Source organism: Mycobacterium sp., assembly GCF_035640695.1.
Taxonomy (GTDB): domain Bacteria; phylum Actinomycetota; class Actinomycetes; order Mycobacteriales; family Mycobacteriaceae; genus Mycobacterium.
Genome location: NZ_DASQVQ010000169.1, coordinates 1 through 25011 on the forward strand (window position 1 = coordinate 1; position 25011 = coordinate 25011).

The window sequence follows — 25011 nt, forward strand, 5'->3', positions numbered from 1 at the left end:
CCGCCCTGGAGCTCCATCCGAAACGCCTACTGGCGACTAACCCGATGGATTGGGCGTTGGGGCCGGTCAAGCCGAAGGTTTACGTTCCCGGCTTGGTCGCGGCGGTGTTGTCTGAAGCGCTGAGCCGGGCACGTGAAGTGACCGGCGGCCAGATTCCTCAGGAACTGGTGCTGACTTATCCCGACAGTCAGTCCGAATCGTCTTCAGAGCGCTCGGCGCGCCGGAATGGGCTGCAGCAGGCGGCCGACTTGCTTGTATGCCGGCGGTCCAAACTGGTGCCTGACTCGATGGCGATCACTCGGTTCATCGAGACCGATGTGCAGCTCGCGGCGCCGGCGATTGTGGTAATCGACTTTGGTGCAGCTGAATGCGACGCGGTGGCGTGCGTCCGCCAGTACGACGGCAGCTATGCTCCGGTGGGTTCCCGCAGCGTCACACGACTGGGCGGATTGGCGTTGGAGGCCCGCGTCCGCGACTGGGTTTGCCGTTCACTGCAAACTCGGTTGCCGAGCGTACGAGCCGCCCTCGGCGAACCGCTTTCCGGCAACGCGTTGCGGTTGCGCCTAGCCGTCCGCCAAGCCATCACCACACTATCCGGCGCCACCTCGGCGGACATCAACATCGACATCGCTCCGGAGCCGGCGGTTCTGCGGCTCACCCGTGCCGAATTCGACGCGTTGGCCCGCGGATATCTCGACGCGGCCGTCGAGCTGACCCGCGAGATGCTCACGGTCGCGAAGCAACTCAAGGAGTCCTCCGCTGGCACCGTCATCGTCGCGACCGGCGCCGCGGCTCGCAACCCGACACTGCGGCACCGCCTCGGCGAGCTTGCGTTTCTCGCAGATCTCGGCGACCCGAGGACGATAATCGCCCGCGGCGCCGCCTACTGCGGAACATTTTCGTCCGGCGCCCGTGCCGACACATCGTTCCGGCCGCCGGCCGCGCGTTCTCGACACGGCCAGGTTGATGGTGAACCCAGGCAACGGTCCGCTGACGGAAAAGCGACCACCCCTTCGCTGCTGGCGGAGGTGACGCGCGACGGCAGGGCCTGCCCAAGAGCGCTGGCCCCCGGTTGCGAACATGAGCTCCACGTTCGGATCGAGCACGGCCAGCCGGCCGTCGGGCTGGTTGTGGACGTCTCCAGTGCGGATGGCACCATCCAGCGCAGCGCACCGTTGTCGCCCGGGTGCGATGGCAGCAAGCCCGGCACCGCGGCCTCCGTGTCCTTCACCACCGGCGGCGACGGATCGAGTGTCCGGCTGAACATCCGCGTCCTTCGGGACGGTAGGCCTGTCCACGCCGCGCAGCTGGCGGCTCCGGTTCGAACTAAACCCTCATTGCGAGACCATGTCCGCTTGCTGCACGTGCCGCTGAGCGCCACAGTCGAGCCGCGCGCGGACACGACCAAAGCAGAAGCCACGCTCGAGTGCACGGCGACAGCCCTGAAGCGACTCGGTACCGACGCCCCGACCCAAGTCCCCCTATCCGTCGTCACTGCCATCAGTGCCGTCATGCAAGAATCCGCGTCGAAGGTTCTGTCCGGCAACGACGCTCCGGACAGGTTGGATGAGCCCGCGGCAGTCACACTGCTGATCAACCTTGCCCGCCTCGGCCGCCGATTGGCGGACACGCTCGCCGACATCGGCGTGACTGATGCTCACACGATTGCTGTCAAGTCCCGCCGCGATTTACCCATCGTGCCTTTGGAACTGGCCTACGACGGGGTGGCACCCGAACCCGGCGCCGCGTTGTGTGGCTGCCTGTCGCGGCCGAACCCGCCACGGGGCGCCGGAATCTCACATGCATCGGCACAGACGGTGTGCCCGTACGCCTTCTGGGGGATGAGCCGGGCGATCATTCGCACCGTGGCTGCCGAACCCGTGAAACGGCTGCCGGCTCGCCCCCGGTTGGCGCCCCTTTCCCTCCGTCCGGTCCTCTACGGTGCTGCCGACTCCGCCGACGAGCTCAGCCCGCCCTGGCAACCACTCACCGAGACGCTCGAAAAGACGCTGAGCGGGCGCGCGGTGGGTCAATGCACCCGGGTCAGCAGTTGGCGCGCGTGGCGCAGGGCGGCCCGCGGCGTCGCGCCGCAGTTGCTGGTCGTGCTGGCCGACACCGAAATGCGCAAAGGGACGCCGAAGCTGTTGATCGGCAGCAAGTCGCGGCTCGCTCCGGGTAGCGTTTCGCTGGGCCGCCGGGCAGTCACCGCGCCGGCGCCGCTCGTCCTGCTCTTTGGAACTGGGTCCGACGTCGTCGGCGCGGAAGTCGGCATTTTCCCAGCGGCGTTCATCGACCAGGGCGCCGCTGCGGTGATCACCACGTTGATTAGCGTCGGCGGCGCGCAAGCCGCGGCGGCCGCGGCGGCCGTCGTTCACGCGATGCATTCGAATCGGCTGCCCACACCGACAGTGGCCGCGGCTGTCAGCGCGGCCCGGCGCCAGTTGATCGCTTGTGCGTCGCCTGTCGGATTGCTGCTGGCCACCTATGGCGAGACCGACCTCGAACTGATCGCCAGCCGTGCTGATGCCACCTTCGGCCGCGGCCTTTCAGCTCTTGATTAGCCAATCGGAAAGCTGTGGTTTACCTGTAAGCCACTCATCACCGGAAGGCTCCGCATGTGATTCCCCGGCCGCGCCGTGCTGTGGCCGCGACCGCTGCGGTGCTGACCCTGATCGCGGCCTCGTGCTCCACCAAGACGCCCAGCGTTACGCCGGAGCACGGTACCGCCACACCGATCCACCACGTAGTAGTGATCTTCCAGGAGAACGTCTCGTTCGACCATTACTTCGCGACGTACCCGCGCGCCGCCAACACCGACGGCCAGCCGTTCACCGCCCGGCCTGACACCCCCGCCGTCGACGGGCTAACCCCGGATTTGTTGACGCACAACCCCAATACGGCGCAGCCGATACGCCTTGGCGGCACGGGCCAGCAGGTGACCTGTGATCAGAACCACGAATATACCGCCGAGCAGCTGGCATTCCACGGCGGAGCGATGGACCAGTTCGTGCAGCACACCGAGACCGCGACCTGCGCCCCGCCGGTCTTCAGCGCTCCCGGGCTGGTGATGGGCTACTACGACGGCAACAGCGTGACCGCCTTGTGGAACTACGCCCAGCACTACGCGATGAGCGACAACTCCTACAACACCACCTTCGGGCCCTCGACACCCGGACACCTCAACCTCGTCGCGGGCCAGACCCATGGTGTCGTGAAGGAATACATGCCAGGGGGTATGGCCTTTCCCGCCGGCGGGGTCATCGAGAACACCGGCAACGGGCAGGGCACGGTGATCGGTGACGCCCAACCGCTGGGCGACGACTGCTCCAGCCGCGATCAGATCCAGCTCAGCGGCGACAACAAGAACATCGGTGACCTGCTCAACGCGAAGGGCATCACCTGGGGCTACTTTCAGGGTGGTTTCCGGCCGACCGCGACCAAGCCCGACGGCACCGCGGTCTGTGGAGCCGTCCACAACGTCGGCGAAATACTGGGCGGCACAGGAAAAACCGGCGCGCTGCCGCTGGGCACCAAGGAGGACTACATCCCCCACCACCAGCCGTTCCAGTACTACCCGTCGACGGCCAATCCGCATCACAAGCCGCCCAGCTCACCGGATCAAATCGGCCACACCGATCAGGCCAACCACCAATACGACCTATCGGACTTCTGGGCCGCCGCCGACAGCGGCCACCTACCCGCAGTCAGCTTCCTGAAGGCGCCGGGATACCAAGACGGCCACCCGCAATACTCCGATCCCGTCGACGAGCAGCAATTTCTCGTCGAGACGATCAGCCACGTGCAGCGCCTCGCCGACTGGAACGACACCGCCATCGTCATCGCCTACGACGACTCCGACGGCTGGTACGACCACAAAGCGTCGCCGATCGTGTCGGGCTCGACCACCCCGCAGGACGCGCTGAACGGACCGGCCATGTGCGGAACCGCGACGACGCCCCCCTCCACGTACCAGGGCCGCTGCGGCTACGGCCCCAGGCTGCCGCTGCTGGTGATCTCCCCGTACGCCAAAACGAACTTCGTTGACCATACGGTCACCGACCAGACGTCGATCCTGCGGTTCATCGAGGACAACTGGAAACTTCCCCGCATCGGCGACGACTCGTTCGACGAACGCGCCGGCACCCTCAGCGCGATGTTCGACTTCACCGGCGCCACTCAGCCGCCGCTGACCCTGAACCCGCGCACCGGCAACCCGCAGTAGTCGTCGCCGGCGTGGCCATACCCATACGCCGAGAAACCGCACACATCACACCGGATGCGATGACCGGATTTGGGGTATTCGCGTCCAATGAGTGATATTTCACGACGCACGTTCGGGCGCCTGACGGCGGGAGTAGGTATCAGCGCGGCCGGGCTGGCGGCGGCCTGCGGCCGGTCGTCTCCGTCCGGCTCGCCGTCGAAGCCGGCGACTCCCCCACCCCCGACACCTAGCGGCGTCGGATTCGTGTTGTCCCACGAGCAGTTCAGCACCGCCGAACTGGTCGAGCAAGCCCAGGCGGCGGAAAACGCGGGCTTTCGCTATCTGTGGGCGAGCGACCACCTGCAGCCCTGGCAAGACAACGAGGGCCATTCCATGTTTCCGTGGCACACGCTGGCACTGGTGGCCGAAAAGACCAAGAACATCACGTTCGGCACCGGAGTGACTTGCCCCATCTATCGCTACCATCCGGCCGTCGTGGCGCAGTCGTTCGCCTCGCTGGGCCTCGTGGCTCCCGGTCGAATATTCCTTGGCGTGGGCACCGGCGAACGACTCAACGAGCAGGCAGCCACCGGACAATACGGGCCATACCAGGAGCGTCACGACCGGCTTATCGAAGCCATCCAGTTGACCCGCCAGCTCTGGAGCGGCCAGCGGATTTCGTTCACCGGGCGGTACTTTCAAACGAACGCACTCAAGCTCTACAACGTGCCGGCGCCACCGCCGCCGATTTTCGTGGCGGCCAGCGGTCCCAAGAGCGCACAGCTGGCCGGCCAATACGGCGACGGGTGGATCACCCAGCCGTCCGCCGTCAAGGACGCCAAGCTCGCCGCCGCGTTCGTTCAGGGCGCACAAGCCTCGGGTCGCGACCCCAACACGCTGGGTAAGCGCGTCGAACTGTTCGCCGTCGTGGGCGACCAGGGTGAGATCAGCCACGCCGCCGAGCTGTGGCGCTTCGCCGGCCAAGGTTTCAAAATAGACCGCCCCAACCCCGTCGACATTCAGCAAGCCGCCCAGGCGACGCCGCTGGACAAGATCACCGAAGGCTGGACGACCGGCCGCGATCCCGCCAAGCACGTGGCCGCGGTTCAGGCCATCCTCGATCAAGGTGTCACTCCGTTTCTGCATTTTCCCCAGCAGAATCCCGCCGACGCGATCGAGTTCTACCGCACTCAGGTGTTACCCAAACTGCACTAACTTCGTCATCCCGTGCCCACCGGCACCGGGTCGCTCGTGCCACTGATCTGCGGCGTCAGATCAATCGCCGCCACCATCCATGTGCCCGCGCTGTTCTCGATGGTCAGCGGATAGACGAGGTTGACGGTGGCGAACTGCGACGTCCGCGCCGCCACGCTGGCCAGTACACGAATCTGTTCTCCGCCGCGCGGCGCGCCCGGCACACCACGAGCGCTCGCCGCGCCGGTAACTACCGCGCTCTGATACCCGCCGACCGGGGCCAGCACCGTGCCGGCGACCACGTAGCGGTCCAGCCCAGTCGTGGCCGTCAGGTAGGTGCGGATGAACCCCTCCACCAATGCGTAGACCGGGCTGTCGGCCGAAAGCCCCTGCGGATACGCCAGTTTGAAGTCGGCGCCCGGGCCCGGCGCGTTGATGCGCGCCGGCAGCGCAAGCGCGCGGGGCTGATAGCTCCACATTGCCACCGGGACCCGGTAGAACGCGCGGGTGGGGCTGGCCGAGGCGTACGGTCGTTCGGAGACCGACACGGTCGCCGCGTACACGTCGGCGTCTCCGACGCGGCCGGTGTTGATCACTGAAACCACCTGCGGGGCGGTGACCACCGCGGCCGGCGTGGTGGGCAGCGTGAGCGCATTGTCGGGAATTGTGATGTAATGCGCTAGGTTTCGCCGCTGCTCGGTGGTAGCGGTTAGCCAGCTCACCACGAAATCAGCGGCGAATCCGCCGACTTGGGCCCGCCGGTTATCGACCCGCTGTGCGACCGCCGCGACGTTGGGGGCATCCGGCGTCAGGAAGAGCTTGCACCCGGCGGCCGCGCCGAACACCGCCGCGGCGATCAACGCCACGCGGCCCAACCGACGACAGTGCTCCCGCCACCGCCGAAGCCGGCCTTGCCACGTCTTAGACAGCGCCACGGTGCTCAATTCGGTTGGTGGCCCAGAAACTTCAACCCGCTGATTGCGAACGTCGCGTCAACGGGGTCGCCGCCGCCCTGCTCCCCCGGCGCCACCGGCTCGAAGGTTTGGGTGGCGTCCGGTGCGAGTGGGGCGCCGCCGGCGCCGAGCATTGAGTCGACGAAGCCGGGACGCGCAACGATGCTCGGGCTTTCCGTCGGCGCCGGCTCTGCCGGCGGGCGGGAGGTGTGCAGCACGATCACCGTCACCCGTGACGCCAGAATCTTTTTCAGCGGCAGCACCACCGGGCCGTGCGTGTTACCGGTGTCGTGCGTGACGATGGTGCGCTCAGAGTCGTTGAAGATGTACTGAACCCGGGTGACCACCCGGTGCTGCAACCATTCGTCCTTTCCGCCAGGGGTTTTCGCGACCCAGCCGGGCGTGACCGACACCGCGTTCAGCACATAGGCGCGGCCGAATTCGACGTGTAGCACCTGGCCGTCCACCCCGCCGCGCACGCACACCCACGCCGAGTCGGTGCCGGTGTCGGTCAGCGCCTGCGCCGATGTGGACCCGGCGGGGCAGTTCGCCGATGCGGTGAACGGAATCGCCTGATCCTCGCCGACCGGTGGGGCGGCGGGCGCGCCGCTCGGCGTTACAACCGTGGCAGCGGCCACCGGCTGAGGCGGCGGTGACGGCGACGCAAAGTTACCGAAACCCACCAGCGTAGCCACGATCGCCGTCATCGCGACCGCCGATGCGGCGACCAAGACGATGGCCGCCTTCGCCGCCCCGGCGTTGGCGTTTGGCGTCCTTTCGTTGCGTGACGCCGGGCCATCCGCCGGCGCGTCGAGATTCGCCACTCCGCGGTCGACGCCGCCTTCGTCCTGCTCCGTCGCCTCATCGCCCGCCGCCGGCGCCGCCGACGGGTCCGGCCCGAACACGTCGGCCAACCACTGCTCGGTGCTGTCGATGTCAGACATCAACCACCCCTCGCAGGTCCACTAGGCCCTCGCCGACATGTTCGGGGAGCAGGCGAGTGCGGCTCACCACGACTGGGACCGTTCGCCGGGCTCGGGAAGCGGTTGTGCGTCAAGCAGTCCCGGCCCTGTGCTGTCATAGGGGCCGAGTATCAGGCTGGCGTCCTCGGCGGTCATCGGGCGCTTGGGCGGGGTGAGCGGCCACCATTGATCCGATCCGGTGACCGCCAGCCAGCCGTCGGCGATGCCGTACACGCCCGCGATGAACGGAGCAGCGGCCACCTGCGCGCACACCCACGGCGACACCACAATCTGTCGCAGCGTCGGCTCCGGGTTGTAGAACAGGACAACAGACAGTCCCAGCAGCGCGCCGGCCCACAGCAGTGCGGGGATCGGATACGCACGAAGTGTATCTGGAACCAGCCGCGCAACAAGCATTTTCAGCAGCCAACCGGCGAGCCACCCGATCGGCGTCAGTATTGCGACAAGGACCGCCGCCAGCATTTCCACTTGCGACCCAGCCGATTTGGTGCTCCGCAGCCAGAGCGGCGGGATCGCCATGTCGTCGTGCGGATCCGGCACGGCCGCCGCTACCGCGCGCTGGCGGGCACGCACCTTGCGGCCCAGCAGCTCGGCGCGGCGGCGCTGGATGGTCGACCAATCCTGATGGGCCGCGATCCAGGCGCGGCGCACCTCGTCGAACCTATCGTCGCTGATGCGAGCCGGCATGCTGCGAGCCTAAGGCGACCGAGTGGGGTGCTTGTGCATTAATTTCGCCGCCGGGCCGACCGCTCACCGCCGCCGTCGACGAGTCACGCCGGCCATGTAACAGCACTCGCCCCGTCGAACTCGTTTCGAGCCCGGCGGGGCGAGGCCTGTTTTGTATGCTTCCGAGCGGTTTACTGCGGACCTGGCGCCGGGTTCGGCGGCGCCGGATTCTGCGGGCCGGTCTGCCCGGGCTGGTTCTGCACCGGGTTCGTCGCCGGGTTGGTCTGGCCCGGGTTCTGCAGGCCGACCGGCTGCTCTGCCAGATTGGGTGTGCCAGCTGGTGCGCAGAAGACCTTCATGGTCTGTCCGGCAGGCAGGCCGAGGTCCGAAGCAGCCGAGCCCTGCAGCGTGGCGACTTCACGCCACGTCGCCGCCGGCGCACCCTGGACAGGGTTGTTGACCGTGCCGGAACCCGCCTGGGGCGGGGTGTTGGCCGACACGACGCAGGTCGGCGCCTGCCCATTAGAACCCGCAACCGCCGGATTGGCCGGATTCTGACCGTTGGCGGTGGGCATAGCCGGCGGATTGGGATTGGGGGACGGCTCCGCCGAGGCCGCTGCGGCGAGGGCAACCCCCATGGCACAGGCTGCAACACCGCTAGTCACTAACTTCTTCAGCATCGTTTCCTCCCCTGTCATTTGTCGAAACCGACTGGGCCACTCTATTGCCGCGCACGGGTAAATTACAAAGCCGGCAAACGTCACATACTTACCGATGCAAGCAGTTCCACTGGTTGAATAGAATTGCAACCTGCAGCGATGCGTAGATATGCGTCTTATCACTGACTTCTGTAGCAAACTCTCAATTGGAGGCTAGAGCGACAGTAGAGCGCGCTGGACGGCGCCTCTCTGACGTCACCGGTCAACCGACGACACTCACATGATCGGGGATTGTCATACCGCCCTGCGCGCGGCCCGCGCCTCGTCGAGCAGCTTGACGAAGTCGGTCCAGTCGATGAGATTGACCATGCGGCCGGGCGTTCCGCGCACCAGCAGCCGGGCCTGGTCCATGTTGCGGGGGCTGAGTTCCTCGGGCTCGAATGCGTTGCCGAAGTAGCGGCCGGTGGTTTTGTCGTCGCCGTTGTGCAGGTAGGACTGGTCGCTGCGGGTGGTCTTGCCGGCCCAGAAGGCCGCGGCGCGCATGAGCTCCTCCTCATGTGCGCCGTACATGATCAATGTCGCGGGCACCACGTCGCGGATGGCGCGTCCCTCTAGCGCCCCGTAGACCACATCGAGCTGTGAACTGGCCTGCGCGGCAGCGCAAATCGACACACCTAAACCCCGCGCCTCGGCGAAGTACTGGAGGATCTTGGGCAGCGGGGTGTTGGGTAGTTCGTCGAGAAACATTCCCAGCCGGCCGTATTGCTCCCACTGGGCGACCTTGATGCGCTGTCGCCGGATCAGCTGCTCCATCAGCGTGACCGCTAAGGGTGCGACGGTGCCGTCGGCCGGCGAGAGCACGTAGAGGGTGGCGGCGGGATCGTCGAGAAACGCGGGGTCGAACGCGGGCAGATCGCGGTCCCGGATCGAGGTGCGCAGCCAGGCGGTCAGGGTCTTGGTGACGGTCATCTTCACCGAGTCGCGCTGCTTGGGCTCCATGTCGAGCACGCCGCGCACCCGCGCCTCGAAGAGCGCATCGCCGCACCATATTGCAGCCTGCGCCCATGACGGTTGCGTGCTCTGCGGCGTTGGCCGGCCGTTCGGTTGGGCGACGTTCTCGGCGGCCTCAAGCACCCAGCGCATGCCCAGTCCGAGTGCGGCCGGGCTACCGGCATACAGCAGGCAGGTCAACGGCGCGAAGGCGAGGTTTTCCCACATCGCGCCCTCAACCGCGGTACGCGCCTGCGCCCCGGCGAAGCCGACCGACGACATGCCCAGCAGCGTTTCGGCAGCGGCCTGAGCATCTTCCAGCGTGTTGATCAACTCGGTCGGGTCGTAGCGGCACGGGGTGAACTCGGTCGGGTAACGGGGCGGGGTGATCGGACGCAGATCTAGCAGCATGCCGCGTCCCCACCTGCGCGAGGCGACCATCTGCATCAGGTCGTCCTTGCTGGAGGACACCACCGCCGCTCCCGGCCACAGCACTGCGCTTTGGGCAAGCCAGCGCCGCGTCTTACCGGTGCCCGGCGGCGCCAAACCGAGGATGTGCGGCGCGGTTTCCAACGGCACCAACCTGTCCCGCTGATCCCTGACCCAGCCGCCGAACGGCATCACCGGCCCCTGGTACTCGTCACCCACGATCCCAGGCTATGGCCGCTGAGAGTCGCTGCTATGCACCACTTCTGCGCGATTCATACAATCCGGGCCGCCGACGCGACGCCCCACCAGTATGTGTCCAGGAACGCCAGCCGGTTCGCCGTTCGTCGCCGGCTTCTTCTCACGCGGCCTGCGCGTGACGGGCAAGCCCTCGAAGGGCCGCCGCAGCATTTCGCGTTCTGCAGATCGTCCACCACGAGCAAGTCGTAGCGCTCGACGAGGGCGCGGGCCCGCTTGTGATGAAAGTCCTTGCGCTGGTTAGTGATCTTGCGATGCCGCGCCGCGACCATGTCCCGCTTGCGGTCCCGATGCTTTGATCGATGTTTGGCGCTTGCAGTCGCCGCTGCGCCGGGGCCGACTGGCCGGGCTCAGCGCCGCTGGCTGCTAACCCGTACCAAACGATTCCCGTTGGCACCAACCATAAATCGGTGCCAGCAGCGATGACAGCGCTTCGCTGGGAAGCGATCCTGAAATGAGTCGAGATCAGGACGCAACCATTAAAGGAGCTCGGCCATGCGAATCAACCTCAGGCACATCGCACCACTGCTGGCGGCGGGGGCTGCGGCGGTCGCGATTGCTGCCGCACCGACGGCCATGGCCGCTAGCGCCCCGCAGCCGTGCACGATGATGGGCGGAGAGCCGGTGTGCCCGGGCACCCACTCCACCCTGATTAGCCCGCCGCCCGGCAATAGCGAGATCAACGCCTCCCCTGGGGGAGTGGGCTTTGGGCCTCAATATCCCTACGACGAGGGCGGCTACTGGGGCGGCTACGGCGGCGGCTTCGGCCATGGCGGCGGCTTCGGCGGGGGCGGGGGCGGCCACGGTAGGTGATACACACGCCATACCCGTTAGGTCGCGATGTGGTAGCCCGGCCGTGGCGCCGGGATCGGCACCGACGCAGCCCCCAAACTCAGCAGCGCGGTTGATCTTTGGCGACCGGTCGGGTGCGATGGCGCCGCCATTGCCAAGGCGCGGTGGTGGCGACGAACTCCTGAATTTCGGTGCTCACCGTGTCGGCGGCCTCGACGTGCGGATAATGCCCTACGCGGGGTAAGACGACCAGCCGGCTGCCCGGTTGCGCGCGTTGGGCCGCGCCGGCGTGCGCGACCGGAATGATGGCATCGTCATCGCCCCAGATCAGTAGCGTCGACAACCCGGAGGCGAAGTGAAGCCTGTTGAATGCGCTGACGGCTTGGCCGCGGTAGTCGGCCACCGAGCGCAAGGTGCGCAAGAACGCTTCCCTGCTGTTGCGATCCGATAGCGACGAGTAGGCATTCCACGTCTCCTCGGCCCTGGCACTGTGAATACCCATCGCCCCCAACCGCGACTTGATCTTGTCACCCAGCGAGACGGCGAACGGCGGTGCGATAACCGGCAAGACGAATTCGGCCCCCGGCGCCGACATCAGCCTCAGCGTCTTTCCCAGTTCTGGACCCAGCCCGCCGCTGCTGATCAGGACCAGCCGGTCGCAGTAGTCGGGATGTTGGTGGACGAACTGCATCGCCACCCCGCCGCCGAGGGAATGCCCGACCAACGTCACCCGCGCCACGCCCAACACATCGAGAAAGTCCCGCAGCCACACCGCGAAGGCGCCCAACGAGTAGTCGCCGCGCGGTTTAGCCGACTGCCCGTGGCCGAGCAGGTCGGGGGCCAGAACGCGATGGCGTTCCGAAAGTCGTGGCAGGATCGCTCGCCAGGTGCGCGAGCTGCCGGCCATGCCATGGACCAGCAGCACCGCCGGGCCTTGACCGGCCTCTCGGTAGGCGACACGCTCGCCGTGCAGATTGACGTATTTCAGCTCGTTCACTGCCTGCCCCCGGCTCCGCTACCCGTCAGTAACCTACGTATTCGTAGGCTACCGGGCGGTAACCGGACTGTCGACGTGTGACACGCGGCCTGACGGCGGTGATGGCCCCGGAGTCTGATTATGTTCGGCGTTCGGCTCCTGCATCCGTTCCTCTGGGAACCGCTGGTGCCCGAAGAGATTCCCACCGGCCACCTCACCGACGGAGCTCGCCCAGCGGCCGAAATCGCGGATCCCCGCTTGCGGCACTACGGGCCTTCGCCGGTTGTCGAGTCGCGGTAATCATTCCAGCTCGGCGCTCGTTTCGTGGTGAACGCGTTGACCGCGTTCCGGAAGTCAGCGGAGCCGTAGACGCGCGAGACGATGTCAGTCACGTCAGCGTCGCGTCCGCTGCGGTGCAGTCTTCGCAGGCCTTCTTTGGATGCCCACATGCTCAACGGCGCGTGGGCGAGAATGCGTTCGGTAATCGTTTCGGTTGCTTTTTCCAGATCGTCCGCTAGCGCTACGAGGAATCCCGCCGCACGGGCCTCCTCGGCGCTCATCAACTCGGCTGTCAGCAGCAGCGCGATCGTGCGTGAGTGACCGAAGTTCTGGACGAGCAAGTCAAGGGTCGCCGCCGAGACGCAGTTGCCGAGTGTGCGTGCGATCGGAACTCCGAATTTCGCTCGTCGTGTCGCGACACGGAGATCGACCGCGCAGGCGATGCCGAGGCCGCCGCCGACGCAGTAGCCGTCGATCGACGCGACGGTGGGGATCGTCACGGCCTGCAGCCGGTCGAGCACCGTGGTGACCCGGCGCTCGTAGTCCACACCATCCTGACCGGTGGCGAACCGGGCAAACTGGCTGATATCCGTACCGGCGACGAATGCGCGACCGCCGGCGCCGCGCAGGACCATGACCCGAATGTCGCCGTCGGAGTCGGCTCGGTCGCAGGCTTGCTCGAGCGCCTCATACATGGCCCAGGTCATGGCGTTCCGCTGATCCGGCCGGTTGAAGGTCACGGTGAGCACGTGGTTTTCGGCGCCGACCTCAACTTCGGATGTGCTCAACGCCGCTCATCACCGTTTCGGTCGACGTGGCCGATTTCCGCGAGCACTTTTGTGGTCGAATCGCCCAGCGGCGGTCCTGCATGTGCCCGCCGCACAGGGGTGCGGGAGAAGCGCATCGGGGACCCCAGCTGCTTGACCGGCCCAAGGGTGGGGTGTGGTGCGTCCCAGAAGAAATTCCGTTGTCGCAACGCCTCGTCGGTGAACACCTGTCGGTAATCGAGGATCGGGGCACACGGCACCCCCGCCAGCTCGAGGTCGTCCACAATGGACCGCACAGTCCTGGTTGTGGTGACCTTTTCGATGGCCTCGATGAGCTCTTCTCGATGCAGCCGGCGGGAGTAGGCGTCACCATATCTCGGGTCGGAGAGTAGGTCGTCCAGGCCCAGGGTGTGGCAGAACGCCGGCCAGGTCTTGGCTGTGGTTGCGCCGATGGTGACGTACCCGTCAGCGGTCCGCACCGCCTGGTAGGGCGCGTTGTTCTGATGTGCGGACCCGTGCGGGCGCGGGACCGTTCCGTCACCGAAATACGTGCCGGCTTCCCATACCGCGAACGAGACTCCGGATTCCAGGAGGGAGACATCGATGTGCTGCCCTTTCCCCGAACGGTCGCGCTCGCGCAGCGCCGCGGTCACCGCCAGGGCGACGTACAGCGCGCACACCAGGTCGCAGATCGGGACGCCGACCTTGGCCGGCTCGTGGTCTGGAAAGCCCGTCACGCTCATCAGGCCGCTGCGCGCCTGCGCCATGATGTCCAGACCAGGGAGGTGGGCGAGGGGGCCGTCCTGGCCCCACCCCGAGACCGAGGCATAGATCAGCCGCGGGTTCTCCTCGCGCAGGGTCGCATAATCGAGTCCCAACCGACTCATCGCTCCCGGCCGGAGGTTCTCAACCAGGACGTCTGCCGCGCGTGCGAGCTGCCTAAACGCGGCATTGTCGCGTTCAGCTTTGAGATCGAGTGTGACCGATTCCTTGTTGCGGTTCAGCCGCACGAACGGAGAACTCTCCCCGTGGACGAACGGCCCGGTGGCACGGACGGGATCGCCTCCGTCGGGATTCTCCACCTTGATCACGCGGGCCCCCAGGTCGGCCAGTTGCAGCGTCGCGTACGGGGCGGCCATGAACGCGCCGACCTCGAGCACCGTCACGCCCGTCAAGGGTGGGTTCGATCCTGTCGTCAATGTGTCCTCCGCCTTCATGTTTCCCAGCCCGCCTTCTCCTATTCTCGGCCGGGGCCGGCCAGCGCCTCGCGCACCAGCTCGACCGGGTGCCACGCGGTGCGACCCGCCCCGTGGAAGATCTGCTGCCGGCATGACACGCCGGTCGCGGCCACGATCGTGTCCTCCGGCTCCGCCGCCAGGGCCGGGAATAGCCGATCGTTGCCGACGGTGATGGACATGTCGTAGTGCTCCGACTCGAAACCGAACGAGCCGGCCATCCCGCAGCAACCGGAGTCGATCTCGACGACGCGCGCGCCCGGAATCCGGCCCAGCAAAGCCATCGTGGCGGCCGTGCCGACCTCGGCCTTCTGGTGGCAATGACCGTGGAACACGATCCGCCGCCCCGCTAGCGGGGAATCCGCGCGCAGGGTCAGCCGACCCTCGTCGATCGCCTCGACGAGCAGCTCCTCCACCTGCCTGACCCGGCCCGCGACCGCGTGCACCGACTCCGAGCGGGGCAACAGTGCGACGTCCTCGTCCCGCAGCATGAACAGGCACGACGGCTCGCAGCCGACGATCGGTGAGCCCGGGTCTGTGTTCATCGCGAGCGAGCGGACCAACGCCGACGCCTTCTTCTTCGCGTCGTCGAGCAGCCCCTTGGACATGCTCGACCGACCACAGCAGCCGTCGCTCGCAAGCTCGACCCGCCAGCCGGAGCGCTCAAGCAGTTCGATCGCCGCCTTGCCGATGCGCGGCTCGGTGAAGGTCGTGAACGAGTCGGCGAACCAGGTGATGGTGCCGACCGTCGCCTTGACCCGGGGCTGGGCCCCCCGACGGCGGCGGAACCAGCGGAGCAGGCTGTCCCGCTGGAAAACGGGCAGCGGGCGCGCAGCCGTGATGCCCAGGGCACGGTCGAGGATCCGGCGCACGAACCCGGTCCGCCCGGGCAGGTTCGACAGTGGGGCGGTCGCCGAGCCGATCCGGTTGAGCAGGCGGATCGAGCCGAAGATACGCGAGCGCAGCGGGACTCCATGGATCTCGTGGTGGTGCGCCAGCGTCTCGGCCTTGAGCGAGGCCATGTCCACACTCATCGGGCACTCGCTCTTGCAGGCCTTGCACATTAGGCACAGGTCGAGGATCTCGTGCAGCCGCTCGCCGCCCAGCGCGGCGTGCGGGTCCGGCTCGGACAGCGCTTTCACCAGCGCGTTGGCCCGGCCGCGGGTGGAGTGCTCCTCGCTGTTGGTGGCGATGTAGGACGGGCACATCACGCCCGAAGTGGATTTCCGGCACAGGCCGATGTTCATACAGCGGTCCGCGGCGCCACGCATGCCGCCGACGACGTCGAACCGCAGCGCCGTCCTCAGGGGCGGGGCGGGCGGCAGCGCGTCGCGGTCGCGCAGGTTGTCGGTCATCGGCGGCGCGTCGACGATCTTGCCCGGGTTCATGGCGTTGCCGGGATCGAAGATGCGCTTGACCGCGCGCATCACTTCATACAGGTGGTCGCCGAAGATCTCCCGGTTGAACTCGCTGCGCGCGAGGCCGTCTCCGTGTTCGCTGGAGTTCACCCCGCCGTACTCGGCCACGAGATCCTTGACCGCTTCGGCCACTGCACGCATCGTGGCCACCTCGTCCGGTTTGGACAGGTCGACGAACGGGCGGATGTGCAGGCAGCCCACCGAGCAGTGGCCGTAGAAGCCTGCCTCCAGCTGGTGGGCGTCGAGGATCTCCTTGAACCGCTTGGTGTATTCGGCCAGCCGAGCCGGATCGACGGCGGTGTCCTCCACGAAGGCGAGCGGGCGCCGAGTGCCCTCGCCGGCGGCCATCAGCAGGCCCAGGCTGGACTTGCGAACCTTCAGCAGCGCCGCTTGATCGGAAGCAGTGACCGCGCGCAGCGTGTGGTAGCCATGCCCGTTCTGCCGCCACAGCCCGTCGAGCCGGTCCAGCTTGGCGATCTGGCTCGCCTCGTCGTCACCGGCGAACGAGACGAACAACAGTGCGCCCGGGTCACCGACGAGGATGTTCCCGAGCTCGGCGTACTCCATCCGCTGCCGGGACAGTTCCAGGATCGTGCGGTCCATCAGCTCGACCTGATGGGGTTCACAGCTCAATGCATCCGTGGTGGCCGCGATGGCGCTCGCGGTGTCGGTGAAGTGGCCGACGGCGTAAACCGTGCGCGCGGGCTTGGGCACCAGGTCCACCAGGGCGTGGGTGACGACTACCAGTGTGCCCTCCGCACCCACCACGAACTTGGCCAAATCGAATGGCTTGTCTTCCCCGAATCCCACCAGCCGGTCGAGCCGGTAGCCGCAGGCACGACGCCAGAACGCCGGCATCCCGGCCCGGATGGTCTCCTCGTTCGCAACGATCAGGTCCGGGAGTGCCTGGTAGATCCGGCCCTCCAGCGTCTCGGCCGTCGCCCGGCGTTTCCGCTCGGCATCGTCGACGGGTTCCAGCCGCACGCGCGAGCCGTCGGAGAGCACCACGTCCAGTGCCCGCACGTGATCGATGGTCATGCCGTACGTCAGCGAGCCACTTCCCGCGGAGTTGTTGCCGATCATCCCGCCGATCGTGGCCCTGTTGCTGGTTGAGGTGTCTGGGCCGAACATCAGCCCGTGGGCGGCGGCGGCCTGGTTGAGCCGATCCTGCACCACCCCGACCTCGACGAGCGCGGTGCGGGCCACCGGGTCGAGCTCCACGATGCGGTTCAGGTGCCGGGACAGGTCGAGCACCACACCGGGTCCCACCGTCTGGCCGGCCAGGCTCGTTCCCGCGCCCCGGGCCACGATCGGGACACCGAGCTCACCGGCTGCCTTCACGGCCGCGGCGACGTCGTCGGCGTGACGCGGAAACACGACGCCCAGCGGAGTTATTGAGTACATGCTGGCGTCGCGGGAGAAAATGTGGCGGCTGTAGTCGTCGAAGGCGACCTCGCCGTCCAACGTCGCGCGGAGCACACGCTCTAGGCGCGGGGCCACGGCTGACCGATCGTTCGCGGCCGCGTCAGATGCGGGGAGGGTCATCACGAGTCCTTTTCGAGCCGTTGTCATTTGCAACAGGCGCCACCGCGGCGGCCGATCCGCAAGGGGACCCGCCGCCGCGGTGAGTTAGATAAGTCACGCGGGATTCGGCGCCGGTTCTTCCTCCTTTGGTTCTTTCTCCATTGGGGGCGGTTGGGGGTTCGTCGCCGCTCGCAGTTGCTTTCGCAACGTGAGGACGAGCAGTGCCGCGATGCCGAAGACCACACCGAAGAACACCTGGGTGAGCGCATATCCCCCACCGCTGAGGTCGCTGAGCCATCCCCCGATATAAGGTCCGAAGAAGCTGCCGAGGTTGCCGACGCCGTTGATGAGGCCCAATCCCGCGCCCGCGGCCGCCGCGGGGACGAGCTTGGTAACCGTCGCCCAGAACGGCCCGTACCAGGCGATCGACGCCGCCGTGCCGAGGATCATTGCCCCGAGCACAAGCCACTTCTGTTGCGGCGAGATCAGGCCCGCGCCGCCGAGAATCACCGCCGCACAACCGAGGACCACCGACATATGGGCGACGTGGCTGCCGCGGCGGTCCGCCGACCGACCGACCAGAATGATGGCGACACCCGCGGCGACCTGGGGCAGGATGGCGACGAAACCCACCTGCATGTCGGTGTGAAAAGCCTTCTTGAGCACGCTCGGCAGCCACAATGTGAGGCCGAGCAGGCCCATCTGCGTCAACGTGTAGATGAGGGCGAACTGCCACACAATTCGGCTCGTGAAGGCGGCCTTGAACGTCCCGCGGTGCTTGAGTGGCTCGCCTTCCTCGATACGAGACCTCTCGATGAAGTTGCGCTCGGTCTCCGACAGCCAGCCCGCTTTGGCGGGCGTGTCGTGGATCACCGCCAGCCAGGCGATGAGCCCGAGGACCAGCGGAACGCCGCCCTGGATGATGAACATCCAGCGCCAGTCTGCGTATGTCAGGATGATGCCGGAGAACGGGGCGGCGACTATTGCCGCGATCGGGGTGTACAGCTTGAAGATCGCGTATGCCCTGCTTCGTTCGGCGAAGGGGAACCAGGACCGGATGGTGGCCATCAGCGCGGGTTGCACGCCACCCTCGGCCACCCCGAGGAGAAAACGGGCGAGGATCAGTTGGCCGAAGGTGTGGGTCAAGCCGGAGGCCATCGCGGCCACGCTCCACAGCACCATCAGGATCGCGATCCACCGTTTCGCGCTCCAGCGTTCGGCCATGTATCCGCCGGGAATCTGCAGCAGCAGATAGCCCCAGAAGAAGATGCCGCTCGCGAGACCCTGCTGGGCCCCGGTGAGGTGCATGTCGGTCTTGAGGTGGGGCAGCGCGAAACTGATGTTGGTTCGGTCGATGTAGCAAATGACGTAGATGAAGACGATGACCGGCAAGATATAGGTCCACCGCTTCATGTGGGACAGGCCCCGGGGGGCACGCTCGATCAAACGACCTACCTCCTTGTAGGTGGCCGGCCCGGTCGGCGCCGGCCTGGGTCGAAGCAATGCGAGTCGAGAGCGGGAGGCAGGTGCCGGTTTCCAGCGCCGACCTCGCGGGTCGGCCGTGCCGTCGTAGCAGCCTTACGACGTGATCGACCGAGAAACTGCTGTGGCCAGCCGATCACTTCCTTTCGTCGTCGAAAGCCCGGCGCTCGCGCGGGTTCATTCAGCGCGCAACACCTGTAGCGCGGCTTGGAGACCGGCGGGGTCGACGGTCACGCCGGCCAGTTCGAGCCCCATCTGGACCCCGGCGAGGGTTCCGGCGAGCGTCAGGTCGTTGAAGTGGCCGAGGTGGCCGATCCGGAACACGCGCCCGGCAAGCTTGCTTAGGCCGGTGCCCAATGACATGTCGAAGCGGTCCAGGATGATCTGGCGGACCTTGTCCGCATCGTGTTCTTCGCCCAGTAAAACCGCGGTCAGGGAACTTGAGTACTCGCGCTCGTCGGCACACAGGACCTCGAGGCCCCAGCCCCGGACAGCTGCCCTGGTCGCTTCGGCGTGGCGGTTGTGCCGCTCGAACACGTTGGGAAGCCCCTCTTCTTCCAGGAGAAGCAACGCTTCCCGCAGGCCGTAGAGCAGGTTGGTGGCCGGGGTGTACGGGTAAAAACCGCGCTCGTTGGCCTCGAGGATGGGCGCCCAGTCCCAGTAGGCCTTCGGCAGCCGCGCCATCGGTGCGGTTGCGAGTGCCTTCTCGCTGATCGCGTTGAAGCCCAGACCCGGGGGCAGCATCAGCCCCTTCTGCGAGCAGCCGATCGTCACGTCGACGCCCCAGTCCTCATGTCGGTAGTCGATGGACCCCAGCGATGAAATCGTGTCGACTAGCAGCAGCGCGGGATGACCCGCGTCGTCGATGGCTGCCCGGATTTCTGGTATCCGGCTCGCGACCCCGGTCGAGGTTTCGTTGTGGACGACCATCACCGCCGCGATGCTGTGCGCCGTGTCGGCGGCCAGCCGTTCGGCGACCGCCGCCGGCTGGACACCCCGCCGCCAGTCGCCGGGAACGAAATCGACAACCAGCCCGAGACGCTCCGCCATCTCACGCCACAGGCTGGCGAAATGACCGGTTTCGAACGCCAGCACGCGATCGCCTGGCGAGAGGGTGTTGACAAGCGCCGCTTCCCACGCCCCGGTGCCCGACGAGGGATAGATCATGACCGGACCCGTGGTGCCGAACACCGGTTTGACCCGCTGCAACAGGTCCCGAATGAGCTCGGCGAACTCGGGTCCGCGGTGATCGATGGTCGGTTGCGCGATGGCGCGCAGAACCCGATCCGGGACGTTCGTCGGTCCGGGGATTTGCAGGAAATGCCGTCCACTGCGAGCGGTCACTACACCAATTCCATTCCGTGCCGTTAAATGGCACACTGTGCCGTAGGAAGGTTCAGTCAGGGTAGGTTTGAGTGATCGAGGAGTCAAGGCATTGCGGAACGTCCTGAACACGCTCCGCGTGCTCGAAGAGGTCGCATCCCGGCAGCCAGTCGGCGTCGGCGAGTTAGCTCGTGTACTGGACATGCCCAAGAGTTCGGTGCAGCGCGCGCTGGTCACGCTCGATACAGCCGGGTGGATTCGCCCCGCGTCGGGCGGGGTTACCCGGTGGGTGGTGACCACCAAGGCACTCGCGGTCGGCGGTCGTGCCAGCGGCGATCTCGATCTGCGCGGTGCGGCCGTGCCGATCATGGAAGACCTGCGCCGGCACACCGAGGAAACCATTCACCTGACGGTCCCCGAGGGCGGCAAGATGGTCCTGATCGAGCGGCTGGAGACGGACAAACCGGTACGCACCAACATGGCGCTCGGGCACGCCCTCCCCCTGCACGCGTCCGCCAACGGCAAGGCCGTGCTCGCGAACAGCAGCCCCGAGGTCATCAGGCAACTCCTCGCCGACGAGCTGCCGCGCTACACCGACACGACGATCACCGACCCGGACAAGCTGCGCGCCGAGCTGGCCGCGATCCGGCGGCGGGGATTCGCCGTCAATCACGGGGAATGGAGGTCCGACGTCGGCTCGGTCGCGGCAGCCGTCATGGGAGGCCACGAGAAACCGATCGCCGGCCTCAGTGTGAACATTCCGATCAGCCGCCTGACCGAGGAATCCGAAGCCGCCTTCGGCGCCGCAGTGACTGAGGCGGCCAGCAGTCTCAGCGCCCGGCTTGGCTAAAGCGTGTGGAACAACCCCGATCGGTCGAGGCGTCGGAGTTGTTCATGAATTTCTCGCTGGCGCGGTTCTAACCCGTGCTTCTGCAATTGCCGCCGATGAGGTGGTTGCAGTCGCGGTGGAAAAGCTCACGACGTCACTCCCTCACCGACGATCACGAACGCGCGGGTCACCCAGCTGGTACCCGTGCTCGCGGACTACCAGACCAAGACCGATCGCGTCATTCCGCTCTTCGAGCTCACCCGCGCCTGAGAGGCGGGTCAGGCGAGCCGACGAATGTGGACCGGCAAACTTCTATGCATCCGTTTTCACGTTGTGCTGCAAGATGTTCCGATTCATCATTACCGCGTGTGCTCGCACGTCAGGCGCTGGCGGACCAGAAGCGGTATACGGCCGAGTATTTGATGGCCTGCTGCACACCGTTGATGCACGAACCAGACGGCGCCGTGCCGCCGTTGGTCCGCAGCCGCTGCACATAGCTCACATTGCTGAAGGCTCCCTGCCCCTGGTTCTGGGTGGTCTTCAACAACAGTTGCGGCACCGCGCCGTCCTGGTTGACCGTTGCCACAGTCGTCGCGCCCACCTCACTGCCATCGAGGGTCGACACCCAGATGGGCCCTTTGAAGTGCAGACCCACCGGCTTGCCTTGGTCACTGAGGGTCGCGGCGGGTTGCAGGAGGTTCCATGCGCCGTTGGAGCATTGGTAGATCTGTACACCGGCGCCATCCAGCGACGCGGTCAGTTTGTTTCCTGGCGGCACCTTCAGCGGCGGCGGAACGTCGGCTTCCTGGATCGCCGGCTGGGACACGGGCGTGGCGGTCGTCGCGGGCGGTGCACCAGACGAACACGCAGCCACCCCAATTATGCTCGACGCGATCGCCAACAGCAGCGTCCTGCGATTCATTTGTCCCCTTCCGGGCTCAATGTCTGAACGAACATGTCAACGCACATCAGGTGCGGCACCGGTCGCTGCAGTGACGCAGTTCACTCGCTGCGCAACACGATGGCCACTAGCCGGCCGACACGGTGACGAGTTCCCCGTTGGGGCGTTGTGCCTTGCCGGTGTGGCGGTTGGCCGGTGCGGGCAACGGCCGCAGCGGATGGCGGGCAACGTCGATAGTTTGGTAGCCGACCAACCCGATGAGCGCGGCCAGGACATCGATGCTCCATCCGGGTAGTCGTGAACACCCTTCCCCAGGTGGTGGAAAGAGCGCACAGGCTATGAATAACGTTGCTGCACTGCGTCGTTGCGGTTCGTATACCCGGACGAGACTGCTAGATGTGCGCTGAGAGCACGCTGAGGAGTACTGAGCAGACGCTGACAACCCGCGGGACGCCACTCGAATTAACCACGGTCAGTCACCCTTTGAGCAGCGTCGCTTCCGTCGATCGTTGTGCTCACCGGCCGGCCTTGCAATGTCCATCGCCATGCACAGGCTCGGCGCCGAGGTGGCCGTCGGGCACCCTTCGCAGATCCGCCTCAATCAGATCCGTCGTAGACGCCAGTGCCTGATCCGGCGACGATGAAAGCGTCGTGTCCTCGTCCCGGGATGATCCAGATCTTGCCCGGCGGCGTGTGTTCACGGCCAGCTGACATCTCGGAATGTTGTCTCCATCGGTCGTGGTGTTCACCACCGGCGTGCGCACCCACCACGAATCCGCTCGTGAAGACGGCCGCGACGACGGCGACAGCGCCGGCGATGATTGCGACCGACGCCGCAATGCGATTCGGGTTCTTCAGCCAACGCCACCTGGCACTCGAATCGGCAGTACGCGGCGCAGTTCCGGTCATCTCGGCTGTCGGTGCGCTCGTCGCGGCGGGCGTCGGCTCGGTAATAGCCTCGCGAGTCGCCGCGGGCGTCGGCTCGGTAGCCGCTTCGCCAGTCGCCGCGGGCGTCGGCTCGGTCGTCTCGTCTGAATTCGGTTCGGGCGGCGGATCGCTGGGGCGCCCGGGTGTCTCGGTCATGTCTTCGACCTTGCCCACCGACGTTGTGCGGCGGATGTATCGCAGCCAAGAAGATGCTGTGAATGACGCCTGAGGCGATTCTCTTGAATACCGTTTGTGATAGCCGCTTTTGACCGTTGCGGACGGGACAGATTGCCGCTGTCTGTTTGGCGGCGAGTCGCGGCGGAGCCAGACGGCGCGCCTTATCACGGCCCAAATGGGCTACGAGGTAAAGAAAAGCTTTACCTACCGATGGCCCCAGGCTAACTGTCGCCTTCCTAGCTTCGAAGTCATACGCACACAACACTTTTAGCTGTGGAGGTTATCGGCATGAAAGTCGGGATTATCGGCGCGGGCGCGGTCGGCGCGGCCACCGGTCTGGCGTTGATCGAGCGCCAGGTATGTCGTGACATTGTCCTGATCGATAGTGATCCGGCGAGGGCCTCGGGAACGGCACTGGACCTGCGCTACGCGGCGCCACTGACACCGGCCGTCGAGGTGAGCGCGGGCGACTACGACCTATTGACCGGAGCCGAGCTTGTGATCATCACGGCCGGTGTCAATGAGCGTGCCGGCGGGGCGATCGACCGGTCCGATCCGCAGGGTCGGCTGCGGCTGGCCGCGGAGAATGCACGCATCTACGCCGGCATCGTGCCGATGGCGGTGCAGGCGGCACCGCAGGCGGTGCTGATGGTCGTCACTGACCCGCCCGATCCACTGGCCGACATCACCCGGGGGCTGGCGGGCCATTCACGGGTTTTCTCCACCGGCACGCTGTTGGACAGCCTTCGGTTCCGGGTCCACCTGGCCCAACGGCTGGCCGTGCAGACCGATGACGTCTCGGCGATGGTCGTCGGCGAGCACGGCACCTCACAGGTGTTGTTGTGGTCGTCGGCCACGGTCGCCGGCCGGTCGGTGCTGGAGCTGTTGGGCCGAAACGCCCACGCTGAGGCCGTGCGCCGCGACATCGAGGATGACGTGCGGTTCGCCAACATCGCGATCATCGAGGGCACCGGCGCCAGTCGCTACGGCATCGCCGCGGTGGCAGCGCGGCTGGCGGCGGCCGTGCTCCGCGATGAGCGCGTGCTGCTGCCGGTCGGCGTATATCACCCGGACTTCGGCACCACCTTGTCGCTGCCCTCGGTGGTCGGGGCTGACGGCGTCCGGGGTGTCATCGAGCCTGCCATGACGCCCGAGGAGCGCCGCGCGGTGGAGCGCAGTGCCGCGATCCTGCGCGCGGCCACCGAGCAGTGCGAGGAAGCGCTCGACCTGGCCGCCCTGCACCGCTGATGGCCAGGCGAGATTTCGGCGCGGCGGCCACCGCCGGGGCCGGCAACTGCGCTCCGTCTGCCCGGGCTTCACGCTGGCCGGTACAGGTGGCCGCCGCGCTGACGTTCGGCACCGGCGCGATCGACGTGGCCACGCTGACGCACCTCGGCGGCGGATTTGCCAGCGTCGTCACCGGAAACCTCATCGTGATGGGTTTGGGCGTTGCCCACACCGATCCCGCTGCGGTCGTGCACGCCACCACCGCTGTCGCCGGATTCGTGTCCGGCGTCGCGATCGGCACACGTGCCACCCGCAGCTGCGCCGGACACCCGAGCCGATGGCCCCCGGGGGTGACGTGGGTGCTGCTCGCAGAACTGTTGGTGCTCTGCGGATTCGCCATCGGGTGGTTCGCCACGTCGGCGGCCCCGACTGGGCCGGCACAGCTAGGTCTGCTCGCAACGGCGGCCGTCGCCATGGGTCTGCAAACGGCGGCCATCCGCCGGGTCGGTGTTCCGTTGTCGACCACATACCTCACCGGCGCCATGACCGGTGTGGTTGCCGGGCTGGCCGAAACGTCGCGAGGGCACTGGGACCGGGCCGCCGTCGCGTCGCTGCTCGCCGCAATCGGCGGGGCGATCACCGGTGGGATCGTGCTGTCGACCATTCCGGCGGCGATGCCGCTGCTCCTGCTCGCACCGCTGGGTGTGGTCGTCACTGCTGCCGCCCGTCGTCACCGCGGCGTGGTAGTCGCTGCCAGCGAACCGGCATCAGACCGTGGTCTTCTGCTCAGCGGTGCCGGGTTGGACCGTCGATAGACTTGCCGC

Annotated in this window: 21 protein-coding genes; 7 read left to right on the top strand and 14 right to left on the bottom strand. The window is 66.7% G+C overall.

Annotated features, from left to right (window positions below; all coding sequences use genetic code 11):
• The 3 genes from VE759_RS19830 to VE759_RS19840 form a co-directional block, all read left to right on the top strand.
• Positions 1-2561 (top strand): Hsp70 family protein (locus VE759_RS19830; RefSeq protein ID WP_324935606.1); only part of this gene is annotated, 2561 nt, incomplete at its 5' end.
• A gap of 56 nt (positions 2562-2617) precedes the next feature.
• Positions 2618-4222 (top strand): alkaline phosphatase family protein, encoded by a 1605-nt coding sequence (locus VE759_RS19835; RefSeq protein ID WP_324935608.1) that lies wholly within the window; start codon positions 2618-2620, stop codon positions 4220-4222.
• 87 nt (positions 4223-4309) lie between these two features.
• Complete coding sequence (locus VE759_RS19840; RefSeq protein WP_324935610.1) at positions 4310-5416, top strand: F420-dependent hydroxymycolic acid dehydrogenase; 1107 nt, start codon at positions 4310-4312, stop codon at positions 5414-5416.
• Positions 5417-5421: 5 nt separating this feature from the next.
• Here the strand turns inward: VE759_RS19840 and VE759_RS19845 are convergent, their stop codons facing one another.
• The 6 genes from VE759_RS19845 to VE759_RS19870 form a co-directional block, all read right to left on the bottom strand.
• Positions 5422-6261, bottom strand: a complete 840-nt coding sequence (locus tag VE759_RS19845) for a conjugal transfer protein (RefSeq protein WP_324935612.1) — start codon at positions 6259-6261, stop codon at positions 5422-5424.
• Between the two features lie 74 nt (positions 6262-6335).
• Positions 6336-7292 carry a hypothetical protein gene (locus VE759_RS19850; protein ID WP_324935614.1) on the bottom strand — a complete coding sequence of 319 codons (957 nt, stop codon included), beginning with the start codon at positions 7290-7292 and terminating at the stop codon, positions 6336-6338.
• Between the two features lie 63 nt (positions 7293-7355).
• Positions 7356-8018: a hypothetical protein gene (locus VE759_RS19855; RefSeq protein WP_324935616.1), complete on the bottom strand. Its 663-nt coding sequence runs from the start codon at positions 8016-8018 to the stop codon at positions 7356-7358.
• Between the two features lie 170 nt (positions 8019-8188).
• On the bottom strand, positions 8189-8635 hold the full coding sequence (locus tag VE759_RS19860; RefSeq protein ID WP_324935618.1) for a hypothetical protein: 447 nt from the start codon (positions 8633-8635) through the stop codon (positions 8189-8191).
• A gap of 315 nt (positions 8636-8950) precedes the next feature.
• On the bottom strand, positions 8951-10294 hold the full coding sequence (locus VE759_RS19865) for a type IV secretory system conjugative DNA transfer family protein (protein WP_324935620.1): 1344 nt from the start codon (positions 10292-10294) through the stop codon (positions 8951-8953).
• A 53-nt stretch (positions 10295-10347) separates the two neighbouring features.
• On the bottom strand, positions 10348-10602 hold the full coding sequence (locus VE759_RS19870) for a hypothetical protein (protein WP_414687959.1): 255 nt from the start codon (positions 10600-10602) through the stop codon (positions 10348-10350).
• A 223-nt stretch (positions 10603-10825) separates the two neighbouring features.
• On the opposite strand from VE759_RS19870, the gene VE759_RS19875 reads away from it, so the two are divergent.
• On the top strand, positions 10826-11143 hold the full coding sequence (locus VE759_RS19875) for a hypothetical protein (RefSeq protein ID WP_324935622.1): 318 nt from the start codon (positions 10826-10828) through the stop codon (positions 11141-11143).
• Positions 11144-11222: 79 nt separating this feature from the next.
• Here the strand turns inward: VE759_RS19875 and VE759_RS19880 are convergent, their stop codons facing one another.
• From VE759_RS19880 to VE759_RS19905, 6 genes are all read right to left on the bottom strand, one after another.
• Positions 11223-12119 (bottom strand): alpha/beta fold hydrolase, encoded by an 897-nt coding sequence (locus VE759_RS19880; RefSeq protein ID WP_324935624.1) that lies wholly within the window; start codon positions 12117-12119, stop codon positions 11223-11225.
• A 245-nt stretch (positions 12120-12364) separates the two neighbouring features.
• Entirely contained in the window at positions 12365-13165 is an 801-nt protein-coding gene (locus VE759_RS19885; RefSeq protein ID WP_324935626.1) for an enoyl-CoA hydratase, read from the bottom strand.
• Positions 13162-14310, bottom strand: a complete 1149-nt coding sequence (locus VE759_RS19890) for a CoA transferase (RefSeq protein ID WP_324935628.1) — start codon at positions 14308-14310, stop codon at positions 13162-13164. The genes VE759_RS19885 and VE759_RS19890 overlap by 4 nt, the downstream gene beginning before the upstream one ends.
• A gap of 71 nt (positions 14311-14381) precedes the next feature.
• Positions 14382-17342, bottom strand: a complete 2961-nt coding sequence (locus tag VE759_RS19895) for an FAD-binding and (Fe-S)-binding domain-containing protein (RefSeq protein ID WP_324935630.1) — start codon at positions 17340-17342, stop codon at positions 14382-14384.
• A 93-nt stretch (positions 17343-17435) separates the two neighbouring features.
• Positions 17436-18767, bottom strand: coding sequence for an MFS transporter (locus VE759_RS19900; RefSeq protein ID WP_324935632.1), 1332 nt, complete (start codon positions 18765-18767; stop codon positions 17436-17438).
• Between the two features lie 213 nt (positions 18768-18980).
• Positions 18981-20147 (bottom strand): pyridoxal-phosphate-dependent aminotransferase family protein, encoded by a 1167-nt coding sequence (locus VE759_RS19905; protein WP_324935633.1) that lies wholly within the window; start codon positions 20145-20147, stop codon positions 18981-18983.
• Between the two features lie 91 nt (positions 20148-20238).
• Here VE759_RS19905 and VE759_RS19910 point away from each other — a divergent pair, with 91 nt between their 5' ends.
• Positions 20239-20976, top strand: a complete 738-nt coding sequence (locus VE759_RS19910; protein ID WP_414687960.1) for an IclR family transcriptional regulator — start codon at positions 20239-20241, stop codon at positions 20974-20976.
• 358 nt (positions 20977-21334) lie between these two features.
• On the opposite strand, the gene VE759_RS19915 is transcribed toward VE759_RS19910, so the two are convergent.
• Positions 21335-21877 carry a DUF3455 domain-containing protein gene (locus VE759_RS19915; RefSeq protein ID WP_324935637.1) on the bottom strand — a complete coding sequence of 181 codons (543 nt, stop codon included), beginning with the start codon at positions 21875-21877 and terminating at the stop codon, positions 21335-21337.
• Between the two features lie 576 nt (positions 21878-22453).
• Entirely contained in the window at positions 22454-22939 is a 486-nt protein-coding gene (locus VE759_RS19920; RefSeq protein ID WP_324935639.1) for a hypothetical protein, read from the bottom strand.
• A 309-nt stretch (positions 22940-23248) separates the two neighbouring features.
• Here VE759_RS19920 and VE759_RS19925 point away from each other — a divergent pair, with 309 nt between their 5' ends.
• Both VE759_RS19925 and VE759_RS19930 read left to right on the top strand, forming a co-directional pair.
• Entirely contained in the window at positions 23249-24208 is a 960-nt protein-coding gene (locus VE759_RS19925; protein ID WP_324935641.1) for a lactate/malate family dehydrogenase, read from the top strand.
• Entirely contained in the window at positions 24208-25002 is a 795-nt protein-coding gene (locus tag VE759_RS19930) for a YoaK family protein (RefSeq protein WP_324935642.1), read from the top strand. Before VE759_RS19925 ends, VE759_RS19930 begins: the two co-directional genes overlap by 1 nt.
• Positions 25003-25011 lie beyond the last annotated feature (9 nt).